Source organism: Psychrobacter sp. Arc29, from assembly GCF_041431175.1.
In the GTDB taxonomy this organism is placed as follows: Bacteria; Pseudomonadota; Gammaproteobacteria; order Pseudomonadales; family Moraxellaceae; genus Psychrobacter.
The window spans coordinates 305,656-318,135 of sequence record NZ_JASMRR010000003.1; the positions used below are offsets into that span (position 1 = coordinate 305,656).

12 protein-coding genes are annotated in these 12,480 nt (G+C 41.4%); 6 read left to right on the top strand and 6 right to left on the bottom strand.

The features are described from left to right. Positions 1–110: 110 nt before the first annotated feature. Both QO189_RS06390 and QO189_RS06395 read right to left on the bottom strand, forming a co-directional pair. The gene (locus QO189_RS06390; RefSeq protein WP_371532021.1) at positions 111–806 is read right to left on the bottom strand and encodes a hypothetical protein; all 696 of its coding nucleotides are present in this window, start codon (positions 804–806) and stop codon (positions 111–113) included. A 217-nt stretch (positions 807–1,023) separates the two neighbouring features. Next, a complete protein-coding gene (locus QO189_RS06395) occupies positions 1,024–2,415 on the bottom strand; it encodes a GntP family permease (protein ID WP_371532054.1) in 1,392 nt (463 codons plus the stop codon). Positions 2,416–2,929: 514 nt separating this feature from the next. Between QO189_RS06395 and QO189_RS06400 the strand changes: the two genes are divergently transcribed. The 5 genes from QO189_RS06400 to QO189_RS06420 all read left to right on the top strand — a co-directional run bounded on the left by QO189_RS06400 (position 2,930) and on the right by QO189_RS06420 (position 7,994). Further along, positions 2,930–3,793 (top strand): LysR substrate-binding domain-containing protein, encoded by an 864-nt coding sequence (locus QO189_RS06400; protein ID WP_201602115.1) that lies wholly within the window; start codon positions 2,930–2,932, stop codon positions 3,791–3,793. 385 nt (positions 3,794–4,178) lie between these two features. Then, positions 4,179–5,603 (top strand): aspartate ammonia-lyase, encoded by a 1,425-nt coding sequence (locus QO189_RS06405; RefSeq protein ID WP_371532022.1) that lies wholly within the window; start codon positions 4,179–4,181, stop codon positions 5,601–5,603. A 661-nt stretch (positions 5,604–6,264) separates the two neighbouring features. Continuing rightward, the gene (locus QO189_RS06410) at positions 6,265–6,624 is read left to right on the top strand and encodes a hypothetical protein (RefSeq protein ID WP_371532023.1); all 360 of its coding nucleotides are present in this window, start codon (positions 6,265–6,267) and stop codon (positions 6,622–6,624) included. Positions 6,625–6,722: 98 nt separating this feature from the next. Next, positions 6,723–7,463 (top strand): BLUF domain-containing protein, encoded by a 741-nt coding sequence (locus QO189_RS06415; protein ID WP_371532024.1) that lies wholly within the window; start codon positions 6,723–6,725, stop codon positions 7,461–7,463. A 3-nt stretch (positions 7,464–7,466) separates the two neighbouring features. Next, positions 7,467–7,994, top strand: coding sequence for an ATP/GTP-binding protein (locus tag QO189_RS06420; protein WP_371532025.1), 528 nt, complete (start codon positions 7,467–7,469; stop codon positions 7,992–7,994). 101 nt (positions 7,995–8,095) lie between these two features. Here QO189_RS06420 and rluF read toward each other — a convergent pair whose 3' ends face one another. The 4 genes from rluF to QO189_RS06440 form a co-directional block, all read right to left on the bottom strand. Continuing rightward, positions 8,096–9,079 carry a 23S rRNA pseudouridine(2604) synthase RluF gene (rluF, locus tag QO189_RS06425; RefSeq protein ID WP_371532026.1) on the bottom strand — a complete coding sequence of 328 codons (984 nt, stop codon included), beginning with the start codon at positions 9,077–9,079 and terminating at the stop codon, positions 8,096–8,098. 111 nt (positions 9,080–9,190) lie between these two features. Beyond that, a complete protein-coding gene (locus QO189_RS06430) occupies positions 9,191–9,469 on the bottom strand; it encodes a peptidylprolyl isomerase (RefSeq protein WP_252962564.1) in 279 nt (92 codons plus the stop codon). Between the two features lie 173 nt (positions 9,470–9,642). Beyond that, positions 9,643–10,497 carry a patatin family protein gene (locus QO189_RS06435; protein WP_371532027.1) on the bottom strand — a complete coding sequence of 285 codons (855 nt, stop codon included), beginning with the start codon at positions 10,495–10,497 and terminating at the stop codon, positions 9,643–9,645. Positions 10,498–10,706: 209 nt separating this feature from the next. Beyond that, positions 10,707–11,138 (bottom strand): Lrp/AsnC family transcriptional regulator, encoded by a 432-nt coding sequence (locus QO189_RS06440; RefSeq protein WP_087040231.1) that lies wholly within the window; start codon positions 11,136–11,138, stop codon positions 10,707–10,709. 168 nt (positions 11,139–11,306) lie between these two features. Between QO189_RS06440 and QO189_RS06445 the strand changes: the two genes are divergently transcribed. Further along, on the top strand, positions 11,307–12,401 hold the full coding sequence (locus tag QO189_RS06445; RefSeq protein WP_371532028.1) for an ornithine cyclodeaminase: 1,095 nt from the start codon (positions 11,307–11,309) through the stop codon (positions 12,399–12,401). Positions 12,402–12,480 lie beyond the last annotated feature (79 nt).

Genomic DNA, 12,480 nt, shown 5'->3' on the forward strand with positions numbered 1-12,480 from the left:
AAAAAGGAGCCGATGATTCGGCTCCTTTTTTATATCGGTTTTATTTTTATTTCGAATCTAGAATCTATGAATGACCGATTAAAGAAATGGCCTATTCATCATTGAGCAGCTTACTTGCTGTTAAACGTAATCGTCTGTCCGCCATTACTAGCTGGCGGTGCGATAGTGACTTTGCTCGCAAGTATGTCGCCTTTGGCATTGATTTTGTAGCATTCTTTTGAGCTGCCTTCAGAGGTGCCACCAGCAAGCATGTTGTCTGAGGTTTCGATACAGAACCATGCGGTCTGATTGCTGTCTCGCGTCAGGGACCAGTTTTGGTTATAGGTTCCTATTTTTTTGCGCATGCTGCTATCGCTATAGACATTTTCAGTAATCAATTTGTTTGAGTCGCCCACCGTCGCCATTTTTGGGATAGTGGTTGTTTGGTTTGAGACCGAATATTTGCCTGTGCTGTCTGTAAAACCGTGAAATACCAAAGGGTTCAAGGTGAAGTAATTGATAGCGACTGACTGGTTAGTGATTTGATTGTTCACTTTATTGATCGTATTGATCTCAGTACCTTGTACCTTTTTATTATTGAAGACCATATTGCCTTTAGGCGTGACTTGAATATCTGCTGAGGCCGTTTGATTGCCGATAGTGGCAACCAAATTTTCACTACGTTGTTTGGTATAGATATTGAGCATGGCAGTCTCAATAGGGTACTCGGTCACTATGTTATTTGCGTTGGTGTTACCCACCGTTCCACCGCTCGCACAAGCGCTTAAGCCCATTCCTGCGGCAATACATAATCCTAATGTTTTCATGATTTAATCCCTCAGTCTATTTGGATGAATGCTATTAGTAGCTACTGTAAGTAGCAGTTATTATAAGGAATATCTACTATAATCGAATTTTTTAGCAATGACATCTGCTAACCATCCCAGACCTTCTATCATTACATCACTATAACAACCAGTAATTTTCTAGTGCGTTAAGAGTAGGCAATAATGTTTCTAAAAAACTCTGATAAAGCAAACCCACTTAAAAAGAACCGAATAGCGTACCGAGTATGATGACTAGAATGAGAGCAATCAAAGGAATGATGACAGCGACAGCAAATATGTCCTTATAAGACTCTCTATGGGTCAAACCACAAATAGTGAGCATGGTGATAATAGCCCCATTATGTGGGAGCGAGTCTAGACCACCTGACGCGAGAGAAGCAATACGGTGCATCAATTCTGGGTCAATATTATACTGCTCTGCCAGTTGCATATAGTTTGCGCCCATGATTTCTAACGCTATTCCTAAACCACCAGAGGCTGATCCTGTAATACCTGCCAAAACGTTAATCATGATGGCTTCTGATATGAGCGGGTTACCAGGGGATATGGCCATCAGAGATTGCTTGATAATCTCGAAACCTGCAAGGGTTGCAATCACGGAGCCGTAACCCACCTCTGACGCGGTATTGAAAATAGGCAGCAAGGATCCCATCGCACCTTTGTTCAAACTGTTTGCCACACTGTCTATTTTCTTAAAGTTTAGAACAACTACAAAAACACAAGCCAAAAATAATGACAAAATAATTGCCCAAATACCAATCACTGAGCTGAGTGCGACGCCACCAAATTTTTCATCAGCCAAGTAACTGTTGTTCCACAACGGTATGATCATTTTTGAAAACGCATAGTTGCCCACGATCACAATAATAATGGGGAACAGCGCAAGCCAAAAATTAGGAATATCCATGCCTGAATGCGGCGCTTTTTCATTCAGTGTATGGTTGCCGTAGCCTTCATTATGCGCGCTTGCAAGTCGTAATTGGCGATTCATCCATAACATACCGCCACCTAACATAACGATCGAGGCAATAATGCCTAGCCCAGGCGCTGCAAAGGCGTCCGTCTCAAAATAAGGCATGGGAATGACATTATGAATGGAAGGAGAGCCGGGCAATGCGGTCATCGTTAAGGTCAGGGCGCCGATACAAATGGCGCCAGGTATCAGTCTTTTTGGGATATTGGTCTGCTTAAACAAAGCAGCTGCGATAGGATAGATGGCAAACGTCACCACAAAAGCGGACACACCGCCATAAGTTAAGATTGAACAAGCCAGTACCACAGCCAACAGAGCATGTTTCTCGCCCAGCTTATCGACTATATTGTGCGCGATGCTATAGGCGTAACCAGAGTCTTCCATCAATTTGCCAAAAATAGCCCCCAAGATAAATAGGGGAAAGTATTTGACAGCAAACCCGCCAAGACCTTGCATAAATACTTCAGTATAGATGCCCATTGTTTGGTTGCTTTGTCCGCTTAACACAACGGCTAAAATAGCGAGTAAGGGCGCTAAAACTAAGACGCTCACGCCTCTATAGGCAAAATACATCAACAGTGACAAAGACAACAAAATAGCAAAAATACTCATAATTTTGATTTCCTTCCATGGAAAAAATAGGCGGTGAACTATACTTTGTGAAGCGGATCGTTTCTTATAAATAGGATTTAGGTGGTTTACCGTCCAATAAAATCCTATGGACTGTTTTTATTATTTTTTATTTAAGTGGTAGGATAATGCCCTTAAGTATCAGTGCCTTCTGCCGGATCGGTACTTGAGAAATATTGATTGATGAAAAAAATACGGTAAACGGTTGTTCATAAGAGCTATCCTTAGCATGAACGAAATGCAACTAATACAATGATCAAAAAATACTGTGAGAGTCAGTGAGGCAGACATTACTGTCTATTCATTGCAATTTTTTAATAATGATACATTATGTATCGTCTTAAAATCTAACAGACGAGCAAACAAAGGTCAATCAGTAGACCCTGAGAGTCGCGGTACTGGTGCAATGGTTTATTTTTAATGAAAAGATATTAGTCACTTTGAGATAAATTAGATCGTATTCAAATGTCAGGCATAACTTATAAGTGTGGTGATATCAATGATAAGAGAGCTTAAAACCTTCGTCGCCGTTTGCGAGCTAGACAGTTTTGCCGCGGCAGCTCGGCACATCAACTTGACCCAGTCTGCGGTCAGCGCACAAATCAAAACGCTTGAAGACAATTTAGGATTGTCATTGTTTACTCGTTCTGCTCGTGCTATTACGCTTAATCCGCAAGGCACTCGCGTATTACCGATCGCCAAAGAGATTTTGGCGCTTTACTCCACAATGCAGCTGTCTTCGGATACTGATATTGCCAGCTATTACGGGCAGCTTAGGATTGGCTCGATCAACTCCGTGCAAGTGGGTATCTTGCCAGAGGCGCTAAAGGCGATTACGTTACTTGCCCCATTAATGCAGACAGAAATTGTCCCTGGGCGTGCTGTAGAGTTATTTGAAAAACTAGAAGTCGGGGAGATAGATGCGGCGATTACGATACAGCCAGCATTTGCACTGCCAAAAGACATCGTTACCCAGTCTATTATGACGGAGCCTTACGTGCTCATTAGCCCCAAAAAATGGCCGTTTCATAGCCTCAGGCAGACGCTTGAGCAACATCCTTTTATCCATTACACCTTGCAGTCCTCAGCGGGTGCAAAATTAAATAAATTCTTTAAACAACAAGACATTAAGGTCAATACGATCATGGAGATCAATGACCTTGATGCTATCGTTCGGATGGTGGAGTCGGGTCTAGGCGTGGCGTTAATTCCTTATGCAGGGCTATGGATTAGAAGTACGCCGCCCGTACAAATTCACCATTTAGGGGATAACAGTTTGGTGCGAGAGGTTGTACTGGCGTATCGTTATACGGATCGTCAGCAGCCACAAATCAATGCCTTAAAGCAAGCATTGGGACTGTAAGTGAGTCAATTTTATAAACCCTAGCTTGTCTCACTGAAGCTAGGTGTTTACTTATGGTACTTATAGTTAACGATTAATCCATTGTCTCAATCAGTCAAACTTCTTATAAAAAAATTCTCATAAAACTCTTCCTGCCAAATAAATTTTTTCCAAAAAACCTACTGTGAAAGCGCTCATTCTTTTTCATAGAACAACCTTATCTGTCATATTTTTCATTAAGCATCAAAATTTTTGGGGCTGAGAACGAAATATTTGCGTTTTTCTTGTGCTAAATTCTCGGTTACGATGGCGCTAATCTTTAGTAGAGCCAAGACAATGCACCTAAATAACAGAGTATTGTCTGTCTACTGCTTCAACTTTCTATACTTTAAGAAACCATAAAAATATGACACATACAGATAACCTTATCGATAATAAAGCCCATACTCGCATCGAAAAAGACTTGCTCGGTGAGCAAGCCGTTCCTGCCACTGCCTTGTATGGTATTCAAACGCAACGCGCCGCGCAAAATTTTGATATTACTGGCATGCCAATCAGTCATTTTCCTGATTTAATCAAAGCACTGGCAATGGTAAAAGCGGCGGCGGCCAAAGCCAATTATCAACACGGTCTACTCAGTGAAGATAAGCTCAGCGCCATTACTGATGCGTGTACCGATCTGATCAATGGCGAGCATCATGAACAGTTTATTGTTGATCTTATTCAAGGCGGGGCGGGCACGTCGACCAATATGAATGCCAATGAAGTGATTGCCAATATTGGCTTAAAAAAGATGGGGTTTGAGTACGGTCAATATAGCCATTTACATCCCAATAATGATGTCAATCGCTCGCAGTCGACCAATGATGTCTATCCGAGCGCGGCACGTTTGGCGATGGTGTTTGCGGCAAAACCACTGCAAGAGGCTATCATCAAGCTACAAAATAGCTTAGCTACCAAAGGAAAAGAGTTTAGCGGCATTCTAAAAATGGGTCGTACTCAATTGCAAGACGCGGTACCGATGACGCTAGGGCAAGAGTTTAATGCCTTCGCCAGTGATTTAGGCAGTGAGACGGCGCGAATCGAACAGGCTTGTCTACAGCTATGTGAATTGAACTTGGGCGGTACGGCGATTGGTACGGGCATCAATGCGCCTAAAGGTTACGCCAGCTTAGCGATTAGTGAGCTCGCCGATATAAGTGGCCTGCCAGTATCACTTGCTGAGGATTTCATCGCTGCTAGCGCGGACATGGGTGCTTTTATTACTTTCTCGAGTGTGCTCAAACGCCTAGCCATTAAGCTGTCTAAATTGAGCAACGATTTGCGTCTATTATCTAGCGGGCCACGCACAGGTCTGGGTGAGATCAATTTACCAGCCAGACAACCTGGCTCGTCGATTATGCCGGGTAAAGTCAACCCTGTGATTCCTGAGGCAATGACCCAAGCTGCCTTTCAGGTGATAGGTACGGATATGACGGTTACCATGGCGGCAGAAGCAGGGCAGTTGCAGCTCAACGCGATGGAACCACTGATTGTTTATAACCTACTCAACAATGCGCGTCTGTTAGAAAAGTCGATTCGTATGCTCGATGAGCGCTGCATTCAAGGCATAACTGCCAATGAAGCCCGCTGTGCGCAGCATGTCGAAAATAGCATTGGTATTGTGACGGCACTGGTACCACATATTGGTTACGAAAACGCCAGTCGTATCGCAGGAAATGCGTTGCTAAGTGGGTCAGGCGTAGCGGATTTGGTCAAACAAGAGAAATTGCTCAGTGATAAGGAATTGGCGGCAATTTTATCACCTGATAGAATGGTCAGCAGTATATAGTTGGTACTGTATATTAGAGTCGGCACAAAACCATTATAGTACAGCTGGTATTCGTTTTTTCTAACCTATCGCGTGTAACGCAAATAGTGAGCAAGAAAAATGAATATCAGCTAAGTGTTGTATTTAATGAATTTCTTATATTGAACTGACTATATTATTCAGATCTCTTCTTTATTTTTATACTAAGTTTGATAGATCGTTTCCTTATCTTCTTCATAGAATAACAACTTCTCGCTTTTACCTCTGCACATAGCTCTCAATTCAAAATAAATTTTTCATCATCTTATTTGCCAATCAAACCTTAACTAACGATAGACATCATTTATTTTAGATGTATATTTTTTGACTCTCTTATTTAGTAGCTTAATCTTCCTAAAATCATATCTATGGATTTAACAGTGTAAATCATGTTTATAGGATTTTTCTCAGCAAATATTAATGTATTGTTGATGGCCTATTCTTGTCTATTTAAAAGTAAGAACTTACTATTTCTTTGTCACCCTCATTACCTAACAATTCAAAAAATTTTTAGTTTTTACTAAAAAAGTAGTTAAATGTTTAGAAAAAAAAGGTTAGTATTAATTAAGCTTTGATAAGCTGAGCTGCTTAGCAAAGTTTGTTTATGCAAATAATCTTTCTAACTAAAGTTGAGAGGTAAAACATGACAAATATTGACGCGTCTTTGCAAGAGCTAATGACACTTGATGGTGCTATGGGTGGTTGTATAGTGGATTATATGTCTGGCATGGTACTAGGGACTATCGCTGGAGGTGTTGACTTGGAGCTGGCAGCGGCTGGTAATTCTCAGGTTGTCAAAGCTAAAGTTCAAACAATGAAGTCGTTAGGACTTTCCGGTGGTATTCAAGATATTTTAATCACCCTTGAGGATCAGATACATATCATTCGCCCAACAGCCAATCATGAGGACTTATTTATCTATCTTGTATTAGATAAAACCAAGGCCAATCTCGCATTGGCACGCCGAAAAGTGAAGTCAGTGGAAGATGGTATCGAAATATAATATAGAAAATAGTTTTCTGCTAACCTGATTTAAAATCAGTCTGTTAGCAGAAAAATATTGTTCGGTTGGTCAGTTTTCTTCAAGGATTTTAGAGAAGTATGGGGGATGAAATGAAATGTGTTGCCTACATCAGTAAAGCACCCCTTACAAAAAGTGGTGTTTGTCTACCCATTGGACTGTCAGGTATCGTCAAAGCTTCTAATAGAAACAAGAATTCAGAAATAACAGGATTCCTATGCTATAGGAAAGGGTATTACTTTCAAGTGATTGAAGGACCCTACGAGGTGGTAGAACAGTTAGCATCAAAAATATTAGTTGATTCTAGGCATTCAGACCCTTGTATGTTTATCAATAGGCGCATCTCTAAGCGCTGTTTTAAAACATGGAAAATTAGTGTTTTTAATTTAGTGGATCAAAGTCAACTATTTGAGCAGTTTAGAGAAACCTATGATATAGACCTATCCAGTTTCAACGAACAACAAAAGATAGGTATCAAAAAATTCTATGACTTAAAAAATACACCTCATCCAGAAAATTATGAAGGTAAGAATTTAAGGTTAAAGGCTTGGCCTGATTTAAACAGTATTGGTCAATCTCAGACGATTATTGATTTATGTGTTAAGTTAACTAAAATTGCTTATCCTTTTGAACAATTAGTAGCAGATGAAAGATTTGGCACACGTGATCAGGTTGTTGAAGCGCTTAATCAATTTGAAACACTTGGGATATTAACAGTGACAGAGTCAGAACTGTCTCAAAATCAGGAAATAGAAACAGTACATGAAAAAGAACCTAGTAGTTTCTTTGGTGCTATTAAAAAATTTCTAGGAATGAGGTAAAAAGTGGACTACCAAAAATTAGCCGTTATTGGTGAGGTTGGCTCTGGAAAAACTCAATTGGTCCAAACTTTGAGCGAAATAAATCCTTTTGGTACAGAGGTAAAATCCACTATCGATATAGGAAAAGAATATACCACAGTGGGTATAGACTATGGTCGGATTACATTATCCGATGATATGGCGTTGGGGATTTATGGCGTACCAGGACAGGAGCGTTATTCGTTTTTATGGGAGTTTGTGAATCGGTCACTATGGGGTTTACTTATCTTGATTAAATATGGAGAAACACCTGATTATGAAAATCTAGATAAAATGCTCACTTTTTTTAGGCCTGAAAAAACCCAAACCACATGCATTGTTGCAGTCACTCATTGCGAGGACGGCGATGAGCTTAGCATCGCTGCACTTGGTCAGGAAGTAAGAGCGATGCTCATGCATCATAATGTCGTGGCGCCCGTGGTCAATATTGACCCGAGAAGTCAGGAGTCAGCAAAATCTCTTCTTGTTTTATTTAATGCACTTAACTATTAAAAATAACGCCAAACATGAGAAATAAAAGTAACTAAAAAAGGGGCTTATCTTCATCGTTTTGATCACTATGACAGCGATATGATGAAATTAGATAATCACTATCACTTAGAACCTCGACCTTTTGAGGGGCGTCTACCATTTGCAGCAGGTTTACCATTGCCTCCAGCATTCTTGCCACGACCGGTAGGACGCCCGTCTCTACCTTTAGAACCTGCTGGTTTTCTGGCATCATCCTTGGCGTGCTTGTTACGTCCCTTTGCAGCACCCGCTGATTTTGCAGAGGGTTTTGACTTTGATTGAGCATCAGTACGCGGTTTTTTTCGTGGTGCATTGCGTGATTTTTTGCCCGAATGATTGTCTTGAGAAGAAGATTTTTCTACTGCCTTTAGCAGAACAGACAGCTCTGTTGGTGTCAGGTCTCGCCAGTCGCCGACAGGAAGCCCCTTAAGGCTTACATTCATAATCCGCGTACGCTCAAGCTTGACGACCTCATAGCCAAAATGCTCACACATACGGCGGATTTGACGGTTCAAACCTTGAATGAGCGTGATATTAAAGACGTTGGGTGCCACCTTAGTAACGGGACATTTTTTTGTCATTTTGCCCAGCATTGGCACGCCACTCGCCATACCCTCAATAAAACTATCTGTGATCGGCTTATTTACTGTGACCAGATATTCTTTTTCGTGGTTATTGCCAGCACGCAATACTTTATTGACCAGATCGCCATTGTTGGTCAGAAAGATCAATCCTTGAGAGTCTTTGTCCAAACGCCCAATCGGGAAAATACGTACCGAATGTCTCACAAAATCGACAATGTTGTTTTTCTCAGAGCTTTCCGTGGTGCTGACAATGCCCACTGGCTTATTTAAGGCAATAAAAATAAAATCATCAGGCTCGCGTGGCTCAATCAGCTGTCCGTTGACTTTTACTACATCGCCAGCAGCCACTTGATCACCAACCGATGCACGCTTGCCATTGATGTATACATTACCTTGTTCAACAAAGCGGTCAGCATCGCGTCTGGAACAAATCCCACTTTCGCTGATGTATTTATTGAGACGAGTCGAGGAATTGTTATACATAAAGCACCGTTTTACCTGATGAAAAGCTTTTTTGTTAAGAAAAAAGCCTAAATTGAATGGTTCAGTCGTCTTGTCATTGAAGCGGCGACTTACGTTTTTACAGTCTAACGCTTACGTTCTGTAAAGCACTTTGACCACATGCCAGCCGAATTTGGTTTTTACCAAATGAGGGGTAAAAAGTTCGCCGTTGAAGCAGATTTTATCAAAAGGTCCTACCATTTGGCCTTTTTCGAACTCACCTAAATGACCACCTTTTTTGCCTGATGGACAGGTTGAATATCGTTTGGCCAGCACATCAAATGCCGCGCCTTTTTTGAGCTTGGCAATGATATCTTCTGCCAACTCTTTTTGTTTGACTAAAATGTGCAATGCGCTAGCGGTACGAGCCATCGTATAAACCTTTCATAGAGTATCAATTATCGGGTCATTATATCATTACTTATCTTGTTTTAGCTTAGTTACTAACCTTTGTGATTCAAAGGTTATCTAAAATTATCTAAGCCAATTTCTTATATGCGAAGCCAGTGTTTTTTTTGATATCTCTCCTTTACTTAAAAAAAAGGTTAAAGCTGATGCCAATCCTCAATCGCCTTGTGTCCAACTTCTAATCCTACATCATAGCTATAACGGATCTTGGCTTTATTTTTGGATAATCGACTCGCCATGTTTTTTAAGTCGGGTGGACAAATCTCTAAAATTTTCTGTGATGATGGCGTCTGTAAAAATTGTACCGAGTCATTATAGCGTTGGGTTCGCGTCAACAAGCTTTGGGCAAAACCATGTCGTTGCTTAGTATAATATTTAGCCAACAGCTGGTCGCCTTTACTGCTTGCTTTAGCGTAGTTTTGCGGGCGAGTACGTATGACCATGAGCTTATCAATACTCTCTTGCCCAGCTGCCCACTGTACGGGCAAAGCATCTGCCACACCTCCATCAAAATAAGGCTCACCGAATATCTCGACCGCTTGGCGGGTCAGCACTGGGATAGAGCTTGATGCCCTTAATCCATCCAAAATATTGTCTTTAGCTGCCTTAATGTAGGTTGCCTCTCCTGAAATAGCATGTGTTAACACCATATAAAACTCAGCATGGTTGGCAAATAACTGTGCCTGATCCAGCGGATATTCTTGCTCCACCATATCCCACATCCACTTTAGATCCAGTAAGTCACCGCCTCTAAGGAAACGACCATAATGAATAAATTCAGATCGAAGGGAATGATCCAAGTAAATATGCAAGGTGCGGCCTTGTTGTGCGGCCAAATAGTTAGCAACGTTAGTTGAACCTGAAGAGACGCCCACACAAAGATCAAAAGGATTGAATTGTTGTTGTAAAAAGGCATCTAAGACACCGCTGCTAAATGCGCCACGCATGCCGCCGCCTTCAACCACCAGTGCTTGTCGATGTTGTTTAAGCATTGAAAACCTCGAATGACGCTCGCAAAGTATACTTACAAGTACACGAAACGAGGGGATAAAAAGTGTTTATAAATATAGTCGATACTAGGACTAGGGCGTGTCCTTAATTCGAACGTTTATCACTGTTTTAAAATAGGGACACGCCCTAAATAAAATGTATATACGCAATTATACTGTATGAGTGGAAACAGTTTTTCTGGATATAGACATTACAAACTCGATAGCAGAACACTCGTTTCGCTATTCAAAATGCCATCAATCTCTCTGACTTGCCGCAGCACTTCATCAAACTCTCTCAAACTTGTCGTGTGTATCTCCGCTACCAAGTCCCACGCGCCATTGGTTGTATGGAGCTTAATCAATTGCGGGATGCCACGCAGTTTCCTAATTACTTGTGAGGTAGATTTACCTGTTACCTCAATCATCATCATCGCTTTAACGGTTTCTTTATCTAGCGCTTCATGCACGCGAATCGTAAAGCCTAAAATAGCGCCATTATGAATCAATCTATCCAATCTATTTTGCACAGTGGCACGCGAAACTTTAAGTTTTTTTGCAAGGATTGAGATGGTTGCGCGGCCATCTTGTCGAAGCTCAGATATCAGTTCGCTATCTAAAGAGTCATAAGTATAGTACGCCATAAAAGTGCTTCCTTCATCAAGTTTTGACATTATGCTAAGTAAAGCTTATCAATATGTCAAAAATACATCAATATTTAATAAATTATTGACATTTTAACTGACATTTATAGTTGGTAGGATATTGATTGTCGGTTAAACAAATAATATTCATGGAAGGGAGCAAAACTAATGTCTAAATTTATCGTGTCACAAAAGCAGGGTGTGCCATTTGTTAGCGTACAGGCGATGGCTGAAATCATCAGTAATCATGGTATCGAACAGACCATAAAAGAATTGGTAGATGCGTTAGAGCAAGATTATCTTCGTTGGGATCAGTTTGAAAAATCCAGTCGTTTTGCTTCTCATTCAAAAGACGGTGTCATAGAGCTCATGCCTGTCAGCGATGGTGACATGTTTGCGTGTAAGTATGTCAATGGCCATCCCATCAATACCAAGCGTGATTTGCAGACGGTAGCAGCTTTTGGCGTGTTGTCTGATGTCGATACAGGCTATCCCATCTTGCTGACAGAAATGTGTATTTTAACGGCATTACGCACAGCGGCGACCTCGGCCCTAGTCGCCAAGTATTGTGCGCCTAAAAACGCTGAGACTTTGGCACTCATTGGTAATGGTGCGCAAGGAGAGTTTCAGGCGATGGGTATGAAAGCAGTGGTTGGTATCTCAAAAGTGCGTTTATATGATGTCGACCCAGCTGCGTCTGAAAAAGTAGCGCATAACCTTGCCGATTCAGGCCTAGATATTATCATCTGCAAAACCGTAGAAGAAGCGGTTGAAGGGGCAGATATCATCACCACATGTACTGCTGATAAGAAAAATGCCACCATCCTGCGTGATGACATGATCAAAAAAGGCGTCTATATCAACGCAATCGGTGGCGATTGCCCTGGCAAAACGGAGCTGGATGCCGACATTCTGCTAAGAGCCGATCACGTCATTGTAGAGTTTGAACCACAAACCCGTATCGAAGGCGATATCCAACAGCTTCCTCAAGACTTTCCTGTGACGGAGTTTCACCGCATCGTGAAAGGTGAGAAAGAGGTGCGCACCAACGATAATAATTTAGTGGTATTTGATGGTGTCGGTTTTGCCTCAGAAGACTTTACGGCTCTAGTCTTTTTGCGTGATTTGATCAAAAAACAGGACGCCTATGAGCTGCTTGATTTGATCCCTCATCAACCAGATCCTAAAAATCTCTATTCGGTGGTGAAAGCTCACAGTAAAGAGCATAGTACAGTGACGCGTGAAGCTGAGTCTATGGCGTAAGTGGGGGCTGTAGGTTTGAGCCGTTATAAAGTGTTTGATCCACTATAAAGTAAATAGGCGCTGCTGAAATAAATTTTGC